This window comes from Amycolatopsis stemonae (assembly GCF_054781455.1).
The window spans coordinates 124,455-140,072 of sequence record NZ_BAAGUJ010000001.1; the positions used below are offsets into that span (position 1 = coordinate 124,455).

Genomic DNA, 15,618 nt, shown 5'->3' on the forward strand with positions numbered 1-15,618 from the left:
ACGGTGATCAGACGGGTGGTCTCTACACTGGCCGGGGCGGGAATCCGTCCGCAGCCACCAGAGGGAGAACGCGGGAGCCATGGCGAACGGGACAACTCGGAAAAAGGGGTCGGCGGTGAAGGCGGCCCGCGGTTCCGTGGTGAGCAAGAAGGGCACGCCGTGGGGCACCATCATCGCCGTCGTCGCCATCGTGGCGCTGGCCGCCTCGGTGATCACCTACTACATGGTGAAGTCGGCGCCGAAGCGCGACCAGGCCGACCGTGAAGCCGCCGCCGCCGCGTTCGCGCCCAGCGCGCAGGACCCGGACCCCTCGAAGCGCATCCCCGGCGTGATCACCGCGACCTACACCGGCAGCGTCCACGTCCTCCCGACCGAGCGCGTCGCCTACGACCACTCGCCGCCGTTCGGCGGCCCGCACGACCAGACGTGGGCCACCTGCACCGGCATCGTGTACCCGAACGCGGTCCGCACCGAGAACATGGTGCACGCGCTGGAGCACGGCACCGTCTGGATCGCCTACAACCCGCAGCAGATCACCGGTGACGCGCTGAACCTGCTGAGCGTGCGTGTCAAGGACAAGCCGTTCACGATCATGTCGCCCTACCCGGGCCTCGACAAGCCGATCTCGCTGCAGTCGTGGGGTCACCAGCTCAAGCTGGACGACGCGAACGACCCCCGCATCGACGAGTTCATCGCGGCCCTGCGCAGCAACCCGAACGGCGTGTACCCCGAGGTCGGCGCGTCCTGCGACGCGGTCCCCGGCCAGTTCGACCCGGACAACCCGCCGCCGTTCGACCCGTCGAAGCCCGGTCCCGACGCCAAGCCGATGGACTACAAGGGCAGCACGTCCGCCCAGGGTGAAGGCGGCATGAGCCAGCAGCCGTCCGCCCCGGCGCCGTCGGGCAAGCCGTCCCAGTGAGCACCGAAGCCGACCTCGACGCGGAAGAGGCCACCGAGCAGCCGACCTGGTCGCGCTGGGTGATCATCGGCGGGACGCTGCTGGCGGTCCTGCTGATCGGCGCGACGGCCGGGATGTTCATCACCCGCGCCGTCGACGAGCCGGCCACCGCCACCCCGGCGGCCGGCTCGGTCGAGGTCGGCTTCGCGCAGGACATGTCGACGCACCACCTCCAGGCGGTCACGATGGCGGGCATCGCCCGCGACCGCACGACCGACCCGGAGATCAAGCAGCTGGCGTTCGACATCGAGCGCACGCAGCTCGAGCAGGTCGGCCGCATGAAGGGCTGGCTCATGCTGTGGGACCAGCCGGAGCAGCCGATCGGCGCGCCGATGCAGTGGATGACGGAACCGATGCCGGGCCACGACGGCATGTCGATGGCCCCGTCGTCGGTCAACCCGGCGGGCGGCGCGCTGATGCCGGGCATGGCGACCGACAAGGAGCTGGCCAAGCTGCGTTCGCTGTCGGGCCGCGAGTTCGACGTCTACTTCCTGCAGCTGATGCTCCGCCACCACCAGGGCGGCACGTCGATGGCCCAGTACGCGTCGGCGCATTCGACGCTGCCGGCGTTGAAGGCCCTGGTGAACAGCATCCTGACGTCGCAGGGCGCGGAGATGGACCAGATGAAGCTGATGCTTTCGGGCCGGGGCGCCCAGCCGCTGCCCGCCTAGCTACCAGCTGAGCTCTTGGCAGCGCCGCGCGCACTGCGGCGCTTCCACCTGCAGCGTCGCGTGCTCGATGGCGTACCGCGAGGCCAGCAGGTTCTGCGCTTCCGTCAAGACGTCCGATTGCTGTGCGGGCGGCGCGAGCGTCAGGTGCGCCGAAGCCACCTCCATGCCCGAGGTCAGCGTCCAGACGTGCAGGTCGTGCACGTCCGCGACCCCCGGCAGGGCGGACAGCTCCGCGCTGATCGCCCCGACGTCGACCCCCCGCGGCGCGTGCTGGAAGAGGATCCGCAGCGCCCGCCGGGCGAGCGTCCACGTGCGGGGCAGCACGAACAGCCCGATCGCGACACCGATGATCGGGTCGGCGTAGCGCCAGCCCGTCAGCAGCGTCAGCGCGCCGCTGACCAGCACGCCGACCGAGCCGATCAGGTCGGCCAGCACCTCGAGGTACGCGCCGCGGACGTTCAGGCTCTCCTTAGCACCGGAGCGCAGCACGGCGAAGGACACGATGTTGGCCGCGAGCCCGGCCGTCGCGGCCAGCAGCACCGGCAGGCCGGGCACCGCGGGCGGGTCGCCGATCCGGCCGATGGCCTCGACCAGGACGTACCCCGCGACACCGAACAGCAGGACGGCGTTCGCGAGGGCGGCCAGCACCTCCGCGCGGTACAGCCCGAACGTGCGGCTGACGGTGGGCCCGCTGCGGCGCGCCAGGACGATCGCGGTGAGCGCCATGCCGACCCCGAGGACGTCGGTGAACATGTGCGCGGCGTCCGAGATCAGGGCCAGTGAGCCAGTCGTGAAGCCGACGACGAACTCCAGCACCATGAAACCGGCGCCGATGCCCAGGGCGATGGTCAGGCTCCGCACGTACCGGCCCGACGCGCTCGCGGGCGCGCTCACGTGCCCGTGTCCGTGGCCGTGTCCCATTTCGCCTCCGCTCCCGGTTCTGCGTCCGGGCCAAACATATAGTCGAATGCGCATATATGCAACAGAGGGCAGCCTAAGTTCACCCACCCGAAAGCTACTCCGCGGGCCGATGCCGACCAATCCACCAGCCGGGGTTTCCCGCCAGGCGGACTCGTTACGCTTCGCCGCCGACCATCCGCCGCAGCAGGTCGCGCAATCGGACACGATCTTCGGGACCGAGCGCCGCCAGGGGTTCCGCCGCGAACCCCAGCGAGCGGCGGAAGTCGCGCGCCAGGACCGCACCCGCGGGCGTGGCCACGATGTTCTTGATCCGCCGGTCGCGCTCGTCGGCCCGGCGTTCGACCAGGCCGCGCGCCTCGAGGCGGTCGATGATCCCCGTCACGTTCGAGCGCTCGGACTTCAGCTTCTCGGCGATGCGGTGCATCGGCAGCGGCTCCCCCAGCGCTTCGAGCACCTTGGCCTGCACCGTCGTCAGCCCCTGCGCGGCCGCCGCGGACTCGTAGGAGCCGACGAACCGGTCGACGATCCGCGCGAGCAGGGCGACGACGTCGTCAGTGATCGGATCAGCGGTCATCCACCGAGTGTAGGCCGATAGTTGACGACATGAACCATCCATGCCTATAGTGGTTTTAGTTCACTACATTAACCATCATCTCTCTCAACCACATCGAGGTGCTCCCGATGAGCAACGACCGCGTCGCCCTGATCACCGGCACGTCCACCGGGATCGGGCTCGCCCTGGCGGTCCAGGCGGCCCGCGCGGGCTTCCGGACGGTCGCCACCCTGCGCGACCCCGCCCGCGCCGGCCGCCTGCGCGAAGCCGCCGGCGACCTCGAGCTCGACATCCGCCGGCTCGACGTCACCGACGCCGAGTCCGTCCGCACGACGGTGGAGGGCGTCCTCGCCGACTACGGCCGGCTCGACGTGCTGGTCAACAACGCCGGCGCGGGGCACGTCGGCACGATCGAGCAGGAGCCGGTCTCCGCTGTCCGCGCGACCATGGAGGTCAACTTCTTCGGCGTCGTCGAGATGACGAAGGCCGCGATGCCGGCGCTGCGCGCGAGCGGCGGCCGCTTGCTCACGGTGACCAGCATCGGCGGCGCCGTCGGCCAGCCCTTCAACGAGGCCTACTGCGCGGCGAAGTTCGCCGTCGAAGGCATGATGGAATCCCTCGCGCCGGTCGCGGCGGCCCAGGGCGTCAAGGTGTCCGTCATCGAGCCGGGCGCGGTCGCCACCGAGTTCGTCGCCAACATCGGCGTCGGCGAACAGCTCTTCGCCGAAGCCGGCCCCTACGCGGAGTCCCTGCAGAAGTACGTCGAGAACGTCTCGAAGTCGTTCGAGGGCGCGCAGACGGCCGACGAGGTCGCCGAGGTGATCCTGGACGCGATGACGGCCGACGCGCCCGCGTTCCGCATCCAGACGTCGAAGCAGGCCGAGGCGTTCACGGGCCTCAAGTTCGCCGACAACGACGGTTCGGCCGTGCAGCGCCTGACGACCGGCTGGCTCGCCTAGCGCACCAGCCGGAAGAAGCCGCGGACCTGCTCGACGAACAGCTCCGGCTGCTCCAGCGCGGCGAAGTGGCCGCCGACGGGCAGCTCCTCGAACCACCGCAGGTCGGTGTAGCGCTGCTCGGCCTGCCGCCGCGACGGCCGCACGATCTCCTTGGGGAACACCGAAACCCCGGCCGGGACGTCCACTGTGGACCGGTCGCCGTCGGTGTTCTCCCAGTACATCCGCGCCGACGAGGCCGCGGTCGCGGTGAACCAGTAGACGGAGACGTCGTCGAGGATCTTCTGCCGGTCGACCGCGTCTTCCGGGTTCCCCTTGTGGTCGGTCCAGGCCCAGAACTTCTCGGCGATCCAGGCGGCCTGCCCGGCGGGCGAGTCGGTGAGGCCGTAGCCGAGCGTCTGCGGCCGCGTGCCCTGCTGGCCGGAGTAGCCGCTGCCGGTCCGCCGGAACTCCTCCAGGTCGGCGAGCGCCCGGCGCTCCCCGGGCGTCGGGTCGTCGGAGGTCAACCGCACGGGCGCGAAGTTGACGTGCACCCCGACAGCCCGCCCGAACCGCGCGAGCGAGTTCGTGATGGCGGCACCCCAGTCTCCACCCTGCGCGCCGTAGCGCTCGTAACCGAGCTCCTGCATGAGCAGGTCGAAGAGCTCCGCGACCCGCGGGATCTTCAGCGCGGGCTTGTCACTCCACCCGAACCCGGGCAGCGACGGAGCGACGACGTGGAAGGCGTCGGCCGGATCCCCGCCGTACTTCGCGGGATCGGTCAGCGGCCCGACGACGTCGAGGAACTCCACCACGGACCCGGGCCACCCGTGCGTGAGCACGAGCGGCAACGCCCCCGCCTCCGGCGACCGGACGTGCATGAAGTGCAGCCCGACCCCGTCGACCTCGGCCCGGAACTGCGGAAAGGCGTTCAGCCGCGCGGCGAACCCGAAGTCGTACTCCTCACCCCAGTCCCGGCACAGCTCCCGCACGTACTCCAGCGGCACCCCCTGCGACCAGTCCCCAACGGTCTCGGCCTCCGGCCACCGAGTCCGCCGAAGTCGCTCCCGCAGGTCGGCGACATCGGCCTCGTCGAGAGGCACCAAGAACGGCTTGACCATCTCGGACTCCTTCAGGTGGGCTTCCCACGCTAGCGACTCCCGCTCGAATCGATCAACAAACACCGTTCTGACCAGCGGAACCTTGCGTGGACCCACCTGCCCGCGAAGGTCCGGAGTGATGCGCTAAGCTTTGGTGGTCGCCCAGCGATGGGCCCTTGTAGCTCAGGGGATAGAGCACTGCCCTCCGGAGGCAGGTGTCGCAGGTTCGAATCCTGCCAAGGGCACCCGAGACGCCCGAGGTGTGTTCGTGGAGTGCACGAACCTTGCCTCGGGTTCTTTGTTTTTGGGGGCCGAGCCCCCAAGCCCCCGCCGGGGGCGCGCCCCCGGACCCCCAGCGTGTGGTCGGGTTGGGTGTTATGGCTCGCCTTGCCAGCGCCAGCCTGACTGGCTTGGGCGGTTCGGGAGTTCTCTGCGGTCCATTGCCCACAGCAGGGCCGTCCACGGGTCCAGGTCCGAGACGTCGCCCAAGTGCGGGAAGAGGCGGGCCAGTGTTCGGGTGCAGATTTCTGGTGGGGGGTTGAGCTTTGCGCCCAGGGCTCGGGCCATGTCTTCGCCGTGGACCAACACCTCTGCGCAGCCCATTGCCGCGAAGCCGGCCGGGTCCGAGGTGCCTGTCGGGTGGTAGGCGCGGGACTCGGCTGGGGACGAGCGGACCACAGCTGCCAGGATTGCCGCCGCTGTCCGGGCGAACTGCAGGGCGTCCGCCGGGGAGGCGTCCTTTTCCAGTGTGGCCAGGAAAGGCACGAAACCGCTGGGGCGCCCGGAAGCCAGCTGGGCCGCGTACGACAGCAGGCAGTCGCCGATGTGCTCGGCCGTCTGCCAGGCGGTCAGGTCGCCCGTGCCCGGTGCCGACGTCCAGTCTTCGGAAGTGGCCGGGTTCAGGGCTTCGGCCAGGCATGCCGCTGCTGCGTCGAGGTCGTCTGCCGGCACCTGCGTCATGATCGTGAGCCTAGCCGGTAGGTCCCCGGGGCGACGCCGAACTGGCGCTTGAACGCGTGGGAGAACGCGAAAGGCGAGCCGTAGCCGATCTTCGCCGCGATCGACGGCAGGGGCAGGTCCGTGTCCTGCAGGAGCCGCGCCGCCGTCGTCAGGCGCCACCACGTCACGTACGCCATCGGCGGCCGGCCCGTCGACGTCGTGAACCGGCGGGCCAGGGTCGCGCGCGACAGGCCCACCCGGGCGGCCAGATCTTCCGTGCGCCACGGTGCTTCCGGGTTCGCGTGCACCGCCTCCAGCGCCGCCGCGATCGGCGGGTCGCGCAACGCCTGGGGCCAGCCCGCGGCCGGGTTCTCCGTCAGCCACGCCCGGATCAGGTAGACCAGCAGCAGGTCCAGCAGGCCCGTCAACGCCGTCGCCGAGCCCGGGCGGTGCGCCGTCACCTCGCCGCCCAGCAGGTCGATCGCCGCGCGGAGCTCCGGGAACGCACCGACGCGTGCCGGGATGTGGACGACCTCCGGGAGGCTCTCCAGCAGCGGGTGCCGGCGGGCGTGGGCCAGGCGGTACTTGCCGCACAGGAACTCCGTTGCGCCGTCCGGGTCGGCCACCGCCGCTTCGAACGGCACCGCGCCCGACGCGTCCGGCCGGGACGAAAGCGTGTGCGCGCCGCCGTGCGGGACCAGGACCACGTCGCCCGGGCCCAGCCGCACCGGCTCGCCGCCGTCCGGGACCAGCCAGCCGGTTCCGCGCAGCAGCACGTGGAAGCCCGCGCCCTCGTACGGCGCGAAGCGGTAGCACCACTCGGCGCCCGCACGCAGCCGGTTCGACGTCGGCTGCCCGATCCGCACCGCCGCAATCGCGTCGCTCAGCAAGTCCACACTCAAGACGATCGCGCATCAGAACGAGCATTACAAGCATTGAGAAGCTCAGACGTGAGCGTCACAGTGAACGTATGCACATCGGTGACGTCGAAGTCGTGAAGGTGCTCGAGTGGCAGGGCGAGATCGCCCCGGCGCGGACCATCGTCCCGAGCCCGCCCGAGCTGTGGCAGGACAACGCGGACTGGCTCGCGCCCGACCACTGGAACCCCGGCACCGTCGGCTACCGCGGCGCGGTCCAGACCTGGGTGCTGCGCAGCGAAGGCAAGACGATCCTCGTCGACACCGGCGTCGGCAACGACCGCGACCGCCCCCAGATCCCGCTCTTCGACCACCTGGCCACGCACTTCCTCGCCCGCCTCGCCGACGCCGGCGTCCGCCCCGAAGACGTCGACGTCGTCGTCAACACCCACATCCACTACGACCACGTCGGCTGGAACACCGAACTGCGCGACGGCGACTGGGTCCCCACCTTCCCCAACGCCACCTACCTCATCCCGCGCGCCGACCAGACCTACTTCGACCCGCGCAACGCCCACCGCCGCCCCGCGCCGCGCACCGAACACGACCAGCTGCGCCGTGAAGGCAGCCTGCTGGTCTACGCCGACAGCGTCGCGCCCGTGCTCGGCAAAGCCGTTCTGTGGGAGGAAAACCACCGCATCGACGGCAACCTCACGCTCGAAGCCGCCCCCGGCCACACCCCGGGCTCGTCGATCGTCCGGCTGGCTTCGGGCGGCGACCGCGCCGTGTTCGTCGGCGACCTGCTGCACAGCCCGGTCCAGATCCTCGAACCCCGGCACAGCAGCTGCTTCTGCGAAGACGAGACGCAGGCCGCGATCACCCGGCGGCGCGTGCTGGCACGCGCCGCGGACGACCACGAGCTCGTCGTGCCCGCCCACTTCGCCGGGCCCGGTGCCGCCGAAGTCGAGCGCGACGGCAGCCGGTTCGCCATCCGGCGTTGGGCGGGCGATTCTGTTGAAAGCCTGTGAATCGGACAGATCTGGCACTCCCCGCGGCTCCCCCGCGTTCACCGGGTAGGGAGAACGGAGGAACCATGGGTGCGCTGTGGACGTTGCTCGGCTTCGCGCTGAGCCTGTACCTGCTGGTGCTGATCGCGCGGATGGTGCTGGACTGGGTCGGCATGCTGGCCGACAGCCCGCCGTGGGCGCGGCGGGCCCGCAGCCTGGCCTACTCCGCCACCGAGCCGGTCATCGGGCCGGTCCGGCGGGTGGTGCGGCCGGTGCGGATCGGCGGGATCTCGCTCGACCTCGCCTTCACGCTCGTGTTCATCGGGGTGGTCGTGCTGCGCGGGATCGTCTTCGCGCTCTAAAGGGTGCCGCGGAAGCCCGCGGACAACCGGTCGATGCCGCTCTCCAGTTCGGCGCGCAGACCGCGCAGGTCGACGCCGTCGGGGTCGATGAGCGCCTGCATCGAGATCCCGCGCAGCTGAGCCAGCAGCGCCGAGGCGTACGAATCCGCGTCGCGGACGCCGGTGATCGTGCCGTCCGCGACGCCGCTGGCCACGGTCTGGGCGATGGCGAACCGGAACCGGCGGTCGGCCTCGGTCAGCGCGCCGCGCAGGGCCGAGTACTCCGCCGCGCCGTCGCCCCAGAGCGCCAGGAACGCCTGGTTGAGCGTCGGCATCGTGCGGACCAGCTCGAAGATGATGTCCAGCAGCGCGCGCAGCATGTCCATCGGTGTCGCGGTGGCCGCGCCGGTCCGTGCCGCGACGGCCTCGCTGTAGGCGACGGTGAACTCCTCCACGGCGTACTCGACGAGCCGTTTCCCCAGGCCGTCCTTGTCGCCGAAGTGCTGGTAGATCACGGACCTCGCATACCCGGACCGGGCGCAGACCGCTCCGAGCTTCAGCCGGCCGAACCCCTCGTCGGCGATGACGTGCGCGGCGGCGATCAGGATGCGCGCTTCGACCGCGGCATCATCGCCGTCCTGCGGGATCCGGCCTGCGGCGGACTGGTCCACCGCGCCATGCTAGCCACTCGAACCGGGCCCCACCGGCCGAGCGGCGATTCGCGGCCGTCAGCGAACCGTGCGAGAACCGTCAGCGGCGGCGCGCAGTCTCGGAGGCACACCGACCGAGAGGAACCTCCGATGACCGCCAAGACCGTGCTCGTGTCCGGGGCCGGCATCGCCGGCCCGTCCGCGGCGTACTGGCTGCACCGCCACGGCTACCGCGTGACCCTCGTCGAGACCGCGCCCGCGCTGCGGCCCGGCGGCCAGGCCGTCGACTTCCGCGGCGAGCAGGTGAAGCTGCTGCGCGCGATGGGCGTCCTCGACGACATCCGCCGCCACGAAACCGCGATGGGCGACCAGACCGTGCTCGGCCTCGACGCGCGGCCGGCGCTGACCGTGCCGGGGGCCGCCTGGAGCGGCGAGGTCGAGATCCTGCGCGGCGACCTCGCGCGGATCCTGTACGACCACACCAAGGACGCCACCGAATACGTCTTCGGCGACCGCGTCACGAGCCTCACCGAGGTCGCCGACGGGGTCGAGGTCACCTTCCGGCGCGGCGCGCCGCGGAAGTTCGACCTCGTCGTGGGAGCCGACGGCGTGCACTCCGGCGTCCGGGCGGCCGCGTTCGGGCCCGAGACGGACTTCCGCCACGACCTCGGCTTCGGCATCGCCGGGTTCACCGCGCCCAACCACCTCGGCCTGGACCACACGAGCGTGATGTACAACGAACCGGGTCGCGGCCTGACCGTGGGCAGCCACCGGCTGCCGGACCGGCTGCACGTCAGCCTGGTCTTCGCGGCCGACGGCGTCGAAGTCCGCCACCGCACCCCGGAAGAACAGCGCGCGCTGGTTTCGCAGCTGTTCGCGGACACCGGCTGGGAGACGCCGAAGCTGCTCGAAGCCCTGCCGCACGCGACCGACCTGTACGTCGACTCGATCAGCCAGATCCACCTGGACCGCTGGTCGAAGGGCCGCGTCGTGCTGCTCGGCGACGCCGCCTGGTGCGCCGGGCCGGGCGGGTCCGGCACCGGGCTCGCCATGATGGGCGCCCAGGTGCTGGCCGGCGAGCTCACGGCGGCCGGCGGCGACCACGTGAAGGCGTTCGCGAAGTACGAAGAACGGCTGCGCAAGCCGGCCACGGTCGGCCAGAAGAACGGCAAGGGCTCGGGCAACTTCCTCGCGCCGCGCACGGTCGCGAAGATCCGCAGCCGCAACCGCGCCTACAAGATGATCAGCACGCGGCTGTTCGGCCGGGTGTTCACCTGGATGACCGACCGGGCGGCCAACGCGCTCGAATATCGCGAGTACCCGGCGCTGACCTCGGCGTGACGCTACGATCTTCGTCTCATCGGGGGACTCGGCTGGCGGCCGGACGTGAGGTGCGTCACTCTTGACGCCATGTCAATACGCCGGGCCGCCGACGCCCCGGTCAGGACGGCCCTCGCCGGACTGGCCGTGCTGGCCCTGGGCGTGTTCGCCGCCCTGAACGCGCGCTCGCTCCCCATCATCGGCGACGGCACGACCTACTCTGCCGAATTCAGCGAGGCGGCCGGGATCTTCGAAGGCAACGACGTCCGCGTCGCCGGCGTCGAAGTGGGGCGCGTCTCGGACGTCGAGCTGCGCGGTGACCACGTGCTCATTTCCTTCCGCGTCAAGGGCGCGTGGCTCGGCGACGCGACGGGCGCGGCGATCCGGCTGAAGACCGTGCTCGGCCAGAAGTACCTCGCGCTCGACCCGCAGGGCGAGGGGACGCTCGACCCGGGGACGCCGATTCCGCGTTCACGCACCAGCGTTCCCTACGACGTCCTCGCGGCGTTCGGGAAACTTTCGTCCACTGTGGACACCATCGACACGGCTCAGCTGGCGAAGAGCTTCGACACGCTGTCGGCGACGCTGGCGAATACGCCGCAGAGCGTCCGGGCCGCGCTCAGCGGGCTGTCCCGGCTTTCGGACACCCTCGCCACGCGCGACAACCAGCTCGCCACCCTGCTCGGCAACACGCGGGTCGTCTCCCGGACGCTCGTCGACCGCGACGCCGCCGTGCAGCAGCTCCTGAACGACGGCAACGAACTGCTCTCCGAGGTCAGCAACCGGGAGCAGGCGATCAGCACACTGCTCGACGGCTCGCGGCAGCTCGGCGCCGAGCTGTCCGGGTTGATCGACGACAACCAGGCGCAGGTCGGCCCGCTGCTCACCCAGCTCGACCAGCTGACCTCGATGCTGCAACGCAACCAGGACGCGCTCGCCGCCGGCATCAAGGGGTTCGCGCCGCTGGTCCGGCTCGCCACGAACCTCGCCGGGAACGGCCGGTTCATCGACGGCTACCTCTGCGGGCTGCTGCTGCCGTCGATCGGCCCGCTCAACGAGGAAGGCTGCCACGGCTGAACCGCGCGTGGCATGCTGGCGCCGTGCGATACCTGCTCCTGCTGTGCGGGGACGAGGCCGCGGGCGCGGCGGCCGGCCCGGAGATGGCGCGCCGCTGCCACGAGTGGGCGGCCGAAGCCGAGCGGCGCGGCGTCCGGCAGGCCGGTACCGGGCTGCGCCCGCCCGCCGAGGCGAAGACGGTGCGGGTGCGCGACGGCGCGGTGCTGCTGACCGACGGCCCGTTCGCCGAGACCAAGGAGCAGATCGGCGGCTACAACGTCCTCGAGTGCGCGGACCGCGCGACGGCCGTCGAGGTCGCCTCGCGCCACCCGTGGGCCGAGGTCGGCACGCTCGAGTTGCGGGAAATCCCCGAAGGGCCGCCTACGGCTCCGTGAGCTTCACCGTCACCTGGTCGTCGACGCCGGACTCCAGCGCCGTCCCGCCACGATGAGCCGGAATCCCGCGTCCCACTCCGGGAGGTCCAGCAGGTCCGCGTGCTCCGCTTGCCACCGGCCGGACTCCAGGTCCGCCCGCAGCCGCGCCATGCCGCGCGCGACGGCGTCGGGCGCGGTCTGCGCGAGCGCCGAGCACGACTGCCGCACGGCCGGGTCGAGGTAGGCCTCCGGGCGTCGCCAGTAGGCCGGGAAGACGCCGTCCGTGAAGTCCCACGGCACCGGCAGCTCCACCACCGAGGACGCGCCAAGGTGAGCCGCGATCTCCGGCGCCGACGGGCGCGACTCCTCGAGGGCCGCCACTTCCGGCACGTACTCGCGCACGAGCCAGAAGTCGTTGTGCCGCGCGGTGTCGTAGGCCAGGACGACCTGGCGGCGCGAGACCCGGCGCAGCTCGTCGAGGCCGCGGCGCCAGTCGGGCCAGTGGTGCACGGTCAGCACCGCCAGCGCCGCGTCGAACGCCCCCGCGGCGAACGGCAGCGCCTCCGCGACCGCGCGCACGACCGGCGCCGCTCCGGGACCGCGCTGCCGGATCATCTCCGCCGACGGCTCCACGGCGACGACCCGGCGCGCGGGCGGCTCGTAGGACCCCGTCCCGGACCCGACGTCGACGACCGAGCCGGCGGCGCCCAGCGCGTCGAGCACCGGCGCGAGCCACCGTGGGTCGGTCCGCCGCCCCCGCGCGTAGCCGACGCCGATCTCGTCGTAGCGGGTCATCCCCGCTCGGTGCCGTCGCCGCCGTTCTGCTCGGCCAGGAACCGCTCGAACTGCGAGCCCAGCTCCTCCGCGGTCGGCATGTGCTCGACCGATTCCGCCAGCAGCGAACCCCGCTCCGAGGCCTCGACGAACGTGTCGTACTGGCGCTCCAGCGCGCGGACGACGTCGGCGACCTCGTCGGACTCCGCGACCTGGCGGTTGATCTCCGCGTCGGCGAGGTCCGCCGCCTCGCGCAGCTCGCCCTCGGCCAGGTTCAGCCCGGTCGAGCGGCTCAGCGCGTCGAGCACGATCAGGGACGCGGCCGGGTACGTCGACTGCGCCAGGTAGTGCGGCACGTGCGCGGCGAACCCGAGGGCGTCGAAACCCCACTCGCCGAGCCGGTACTCCAGCAGCGCGGCCAGGCTGCCCGGCACCTGCAGCCGGTTCGGCAGCGGCTGGTGCTCGCCGACGAGGTCCTTGCGCGTCGCGTGCGCGGTGACGCCGAGCGGGCGGGTGTGCGGGGCGCCCATCGGGATGCCGTGGAAGCCGGCGGTCAGCCGGACGCCCCAGCGTTCGACGAGGTTGCGCACGGCGGCGCAGAACCGCTCCCAGTCGTGGTCCGGCTCCGGGCCCGACAGCAGCAGGAACGGCGTCCCGTCGGCGTCGTGCAGCAGGTGGACGACCAGCTCGGGCGCGTCGTAGTCCTCCCAGTGGTCCACCGCGTAGGTCATCGTCGGCCGCCGCGAGCGGTAGTCGATGAGCCGATCGACGTCGAAGCGGGCGATCACCCGGTGCTCACCGCCGAGGAGGTGTTCGGCCAGCAGACGGCCCGCCGAGCCGGCGTCCATGAACCCTTCGAAGTGGTGCAGCAGCACCGCCCCGGTCAGGTCGGGGACGTCCGAGTCCACCTCGTACAGGTCGTCGGGATCGAATCCCACCGGATCCTCCTGCTTGCTCCTGGCTGACGCGTCAATCCGTCAAGCACAACACACTCGTCCGGGGAATCCATTCCGCCGACGGTGTCGCCGATCGTAACGGCACGCGATCGAGTCCGGACGGGATCGGCATCGTGACACATGTCGTGGGCGCGCAAGGCGCCGATCGGGCACGCTTGACCCGTGAGCGAACACACCACGAACACGACCGCCCTGCGCCTGCGGCCGCCCGCGCACCGGGTCAGCCGCCGGGCCATCGGCTACTGGACGGCGACCGCGGCGATCCTCTGGGTCCTGCTGATCGGCCTGCAGACGGTGATCGTGGTGACCAGCGACGACGCGCCGTCGTTCCTCACCGTGACGCTGGTGGTCTCCTGCGTGCTCGGCCCGCTGCACCTGGTCGTGATGCCGCAGTGGCGCTACCGCGTGCACCGCTGGGAGGTCACCGGCGAGGCCGTCTACACGCAGGCGGGCTGGCTGAAGCAGCAGTGGCGGATCGCGCCGGTGTCGCGGATCCAGACCGTCGACATCGAACGCGACCCGGTGGAGCAGCTGTTCGGCCTGGCGAAGATCACCGTGACGACGGCGTCCGCGGCGGGCCCGCTGCGCATCTCGGGCCTGGCGCACGACCGCGCGCTCGCGCTGGCCGACGAGCTCACGAAGACGACCCAGGCCGTTCGGGGAGACGCGACGTGAGCACCGAAACCGTCACGTTGCCCGCCGAGGGGACGCAGGACGCGCCCTGGCACCGCCTCGACCGGCGCATGCTGCTCATCCGGCCGGTCCTCGACCTGGTCCGGTCGCTGCCGGTGCTGCTGGGCGCGCTCCTGGTCGGCCACGGCGAGCCGTGGCAGTGGATCGGCCTGGTCTTCACCGCGATCGCCATCTGCACCGGCGTCTCGCACGTGCTGACCTCGCGCTACCGGATCACCGAATCGCAGGTCGAGTGGCACACCGGGCTGCTGCTGCGCAAGCAGCGCGCCATCCCCCGCGACCGGATCCGCACGGTCGACGTCACCTCGGAGCCGAAGCACCGGCTGTTCTCGCTGGCGGCGGCGCGGATCGGCACCGGGCGGCACTCGCACGGCAAGGGGCCGGGCAAGGACGAGCTCGTCCTCGACGCCGTGACGATCGCGGAAGCGCAGCGGCTGCGGACGCTGCTCCTGCACCGCAAGGCCGTGGCGACGGAGGAAGCCGCACCGCCGCCCGAACAGCTCGTCGCGGCCGTCGACAAGAGGTGGCTGCGGTACGCGCCGTTCACGCTCTCGGGCATCGCGGTGGTCGGTGCCGTGCTCGGCACCGTCTACCACTTCGCGCACGAGCTGCACTTCGACCCGGTGCAGTTCTCCCTCGTCCAGGCGGTCGTCGGGCACTTCGCCGAGACGCCGGCGTGGCTGAGCCTGGTGCTCGCCGCCGCCGCGCTGCTGGTGCTCGTCTCGCTGCTTTCGGTCGGCGGGTACGTGCTGTCGTTCTGGAACTTCCGGCTCACCCGCGAGCCCGCCGGCACGCTGCACATCCGGCGTGGCTTGATCACCACGCGCTCGGTGTCGATCGAGGAGGACCGCCTGCGGGGCGTGGAAATCCGCGAGCCGCTGCCGTTGCGGCTCGCGGGCGGCGCGCGCTGCGTCGCCATCGCCGGCGGCCTGCGCGAGGGCAAGAGCGCGGACAAGGGCGGCGGCCTGCTGCTGCCGCCCGCGCCGCTGAAGCGGGCGCACGAAGTCGTCGCGGAGGTGCTCGGCGAGGACCCGGTGGCGGCGCCGCTGACGCGCCACCCGCGTCGCGCGCTCTACCGGCGGATCTCCCGCGCGGTCGCCGGCGTGCTGCTGCTCGCCGCGGCGCTGTACGCCCTGGCGTGGCTCGCCGGCTGGCCGGACTGGCCGTGGCAGGTCGCGCTCGTGCTGCTGCCGGTCGCCGCGCTCGTCGGCTGGGACCGCTACCGCGGCCTGGGCCACGCGCTCACCGGCCGCTACCTGGTGACGCGCTCGGGTTCCCTCGACCGCGCCACCGCGGCGGTCCGCTGCGACGGGATGACCGGCGTCGTCGTCGAGCGCTCGTACTTCCAGCGCCGCGCCGGCCTGGTCACGGTGATCGCCCCGGTCGCCGCGGGCAAGGGGCACTACCGCGTGCTGGACGTCGGGGAGTCCGACGGGCTCGCCCTGGCCGACCAGGCCGTGCCCGGCCTGCTGACGCCGTTCCTGACCGGTCAGCGGGACCGCGGTTGACGCCT

General features: G+C 71.7%; 18 protein-coding genes and 1 tRNA gene. 11 read left to right on the top strand and 8 right to left on the bottom strand.

The annotated features are described in order from the left end of the window. The first annotated feature begins 115 nt into the window (after window positions 1-115). Window positions 116-919, top strand: a complete 804-nt coding sequence (locus ACYVLJ_RS00710) for a DUF3105 domain-containing protein (protein ID WP_451967790.1) — start codon at window positions 116-118, stop codon at window positions 917-919. Beyond that, window positions 916-1,629 (top strand): DUF305 domain-containing protein, encoded by a 714-nt coding sequence (locus tag ACYVLJ_RS00715; RefSeq protein WP_451967792.1) that lies wholly within the window; start codon window positions 916-918, stop codon window positions 1,627-1,629. The genes ACYVLJ_RS00710 and ACYVLJ_RS00715 overlap by 4 nt, the downstream gene beginning before the upstream one ends. On the opposite strand, the gene ACYVLJ_RS00720 is transcribed toward ACYVLJ_RS00715, so the two are convergent. Further along, on the bottom strand, window positions 1,630-2,550 hold the full coding sequence (locus ACYVLJ_RS00720) for a cation diffusion facilitator family transporter (protein WP_460437405.1): 921 nt from the start codon (window positions 2,548-2,550) through the stop codon (window positions 1,630-1,632). Window positions 2,551-2,704: 154 nt separating this feature from the next. Continuing rightward, window positions 2,705-3,124, bottom strand: coding sequence for a MarR family winged helix-turn-helix transcriptional regulator (locus ACYVLJ_RS00725; RefSeq protein ID WP_460437406.1), 420 nt, complete (start codon window positions 3,122-3,124; stop codon window positions 2,705-2,707). A gap of 107 nt (window positions 3,125-3,231) precedes the next feature. Between ACYVLJ_RS00725 and ACYVLJ_RS00730 the strand changes: the two genes are divergently transcribed. Continuing rightward, the gene (locus tag ACYVLJ_RS00730) at window positions 3,232-4,062 is read left to right on the top strand and encodes an SDR family oxidoreductase (protein ID WP_460437407.1); all 831 of its coding nucleotides are present in this window, start codon (window positions 3,232-3,234) and stop codon (window positions 4,060-4,062) included. On the opposite strand, the gene ACYVLJ_RS00735 is transcribed toward ACYVLJ_RS00730, so the two are convergent. Continuing rightward, a complete protein-coding gene (locus tag ACYVLJ_RS00735; RefSeq protein ID WP_451967800.1) occupies window positions 4,059-5,159 on the bottom strand; it encodes an epoxide hydrolase family protein in 1,101 nt (366 codons plus the stop codon). The two genes, ACYVLJ_RS00730 and ACYVLJ_RS00735, sit on opposite strands and share 4 nt — an antisense overlap. Before the next feature lie 151 nt (window positions 5,160-5,310). Between ACYVLJ_RS00735 and ACYVLJ_RS00740 the strand changes: the two genes are divergently transcribed. Further along, window positions 5,311-5,383, top strand: a tRNA-Arg gene (locus ACYVLJ_RS00740). A gap of 130 nt (window positions 5,384-5,513) precedes the next feature. Here the strand turns inward: ACYVLJ_RS00740 and ACYVLJ_RS00745 are convergent. Next, window positions 5,514-6,098 carry a DinB family protein gene (locus ACYVLJ_RS00745; protein WP_460437408.1) on the bottom strand — a complete coding sequence of 195 codons (585 nt, stop codon included), beginning with the start codon at window positions 6,096-6,098 and terminating at the stop codon, window positions 5,514-5,516. Further along, window positions 6,095-6,973 carry a cupin domain-containing protein gene (locus tag ACYVLJ_RS00750; RefSeq protein WP_460437409.1) on the bottom strand — a complete coding sequence of 293 codons (879 nt, stop codon included), beginning with the start codon at window positions 6,971-6,973 and terminating at the stop codon, window positions 6,095-6,097. Before ACYVLJ_RS00750 ends, ACYVLJ_RS00745 begins: the two co-directional genes overlap by 4 nt. Window positions 6,974-7,047: 74 nt before the next feature. Between ACYVLJ_RS00750 and ACYVLJ_RS00755 the strand changes: the two genes are divergently transcribed. Continuing rightward, a complete protein-coding gene (locus ACYVLJ_RS00755; protein ID WP_460437410.1) occupies window positions 7,048-7,962 on the top strand; it encodes an MBL fold metallo-hydrolase in 915 nt (304 codons plus the stop codon). 65 nt (window positions 7,963-8,027) lie between these two features. Then, complete coding sequence (locus tag ACYVLJ_RS00760) at window positions 8,028-8,303, top strand: YggT family protein (RefSeq protein ID WP_451967806.1); 276 nt, start codon at window positions 8,028-8,030, stop codon at window positions 8,301-8,303. Here ACYVLJ_RS00760 and ACYVLJ_RS00765 read toward each other — a convergent pair. Continuing rightward, window positions 8,300-8,953 (bottom strand): TetR/AcrR family transcriptional regulator, encoded by a 654-nt coding sequence (locus tag ACYVLJ_RS00765; RefSeq protein ID WP_451967808.1) that lies wholly within the window; start codon window positions 8,951-8,953, stop codon window positions 8,300-8,302. The two genes, ACYVLJ_RS00760 and ACYVLJ_RS00765, sit on opposite strands and share 4 nt — an antisense overlap. A 129-nt stretch (window positions 8,954-9,082) precedes the next feature. On the opposite strand from ACYVLJ_RS00765, the gene ACYVLJ_RS00770 reads away from it, so the two are divergent. The 3 genes from ACYVLJ_RS00770 (at window position 9,083) to ACYVLJ_RS00780 (ending at window position 11,703) form a co-directional block, all read left to right on the top strand. Further along, window positions 9,083-10,273, top strand: a complete 1,191-nt coding sequence (locus ACYVLJ_RS00770) for a Rossmann-fold NAD(P)-binding domain-containing protein (protein WP_460437411.1) — start codon at window positions 9,083-9,085, stop codon at window positions 10,271-10,273. 69 nt (window positions 10,274-10,342) lie between these two features. Further along, window positions 10,343-11,329, top strand: coding sequence for an Mce/MlaD family protein (locus ACYVLJ_RS00775; RefSeq protein WP_460437412.1), 987 nt, complete (start codon window positions 10,343-10,345; stop codon window positions 11,327-11,329). 23 nt (window positions 11,330-11,352) lie between these two features. Then, on the top strand, window positions 11,353-11,703 hold the full coding sequence (locus tag ACYVLJ_RS00780; protein ID WP_451967814.1) for a YciI family protein: 351 nt from the start codon (window positions 11,353-11,355) through the stop codon (window positions 11,701-11,703). A 9-nt stretch (window positions 11,704-11,712) separates the two neighbouring features. Here ACYVLJ_RS00780 and ACYVLJ_RS00785 read toward each other — a convergent pair whose 3' ends face one another. Continuing rightward, the gene (locus ACYVLJ_RS00785; protein ID WP_460437413.1) at window positions 11,713-12,477 is read right to left on the bottom strand and encodes a class I SAM-dependent methyltransferase; all 765 of its coding nucleotides are present in this window, start codon (window positions 12,475-12,477) and stop codon (window positions 11,713-11,715) included. Continuing rightward, on the bottom strand, window positions 12,474-13,394 hold the full coding sequence (locus tag ACYVLJ_RS00790) for a proteasome assembly chaperone family protein (protein WP_451967818.1): 921 nt from the start codon (window positions 13,392-13,394) through the stop codon (window positions 12,474-12,476). The genes ACYVLJ_RS00785 and ACYVLJ_RS00790 overlap by 4 nt, the downstream gene beginning before the upstream one ends. 180 nt (window positions 13,395-13,574) lie before the next feature. On the opposite strand from ACYVLJ_RS00790, the gene ACYVLJ_RS00795 reads away from it, so the two are divergent. Both ACYVLJ_RS00795 and ACYVLJ_RS00800 read left to right on the top strand, forming a co-directional pair. Then, window positions 13,575-14,087, top strand: coding sequence for a PH domain-containing protein (locus ACYVLJ_RS00795; protein ID WP_460437414.1), 513 nt, complete (start codon window positions 13,575-13,577; stop codon window positions 14,085-14,087). A gap of 68 nt (window positions 14,088-14,155) precedes the next feature. Beyond that, window positions 14,156-15,613, top strand: a complete 1,458-nt coding sequence (locus ACYVLJ_RS00800) for a PH domain-containing protein (RefSeq protein WP_460437989.1) — start codon at window positions 14,156-14,158, stop codon at window positions 15,611-15,613. Window positions 15,614-15,618: the final 5 nt, after the last annotated feature.

Coding starts and splice junctions, on each gene's coding strand:
- ACYVLJ_RS00760 (WP_451967806.1), top strand. CDS start 8,028: ATGGGTGCGCTGTGGACGTTGCTCGGCTTCGCGCTGAGCCTGTACCTG.
- ACYVLJ_RS00725 (WP_460437406.1), bottom strand. CDS start 3,124: ATGACCGCTGATCCGATCACTGACGACGTCGTCGCCCTGCTCGCGCGG.
- ACYVLJ_RS00730 (WP_460437407.1), top strand. CDS start 3,232: ATGAGCAACGACCGCGTCGCCCTGATCACCGGCACGTCCACCGGGATC.
- ACYVLJ_RS00735 (WP_451967800.1), bottom strand. CDS start 5,159: ATGGTCAAGCCGTTCTTGGTGCCTCTCGACGAGGCCGATGTCGCCGAC.
- ACYVLJ_RS00775 (WP_460437412.1), top strand. CDS start 10,343: ATGTCAATACGCCGGGCCGCCGACGCCCCGGTCAGGACGGCCCTCGCC.
- ACYVLJ_RS00785 (WP_460437413.1), bottom strand. CDS start 12,477: ATGACCCGCTACGACGAGATCGGCGTCGGCTACGCGCGGGGGCGGCGG.
- ACYVLJ_RS00770 (WP_460437411.1), top strand. CDS start 9,083: ATGACCGCCAAGACCGTGCTCGTGTCCGGGGCCGGCATCGCCGGCCCG.
- ACYVLJ_RS00745 (WP_460437408.1), bottom strand. CDS start 6,098: ATGACGCAGGTGCCGGCAGACGACCTCGACGCAGCAGCGGCATGCCTG.
- ACYVLJ_RS00720 (WP_460437405.1), bottom strand. CDS start 2,550: ATGGGACACGGCCACGGACACGGGCACGTGAGCGCGCCCGCGAGCGCG.
- ACYVLJ_RS00755 (WP_460437410.1), top strand. CDS start 7,048: ATGCACATCGGTGACGTCGAAGTCGTGAAGGTGCTCGAGTGGCAGGGC.
- ACYVLJ_RS00800 (WP_460437989.1), top strand. CDS start 14,156: ATGCTGCTCATCCGGCCGGTCCTCGACCTGGTCCGGTCGCTGCCGGTG.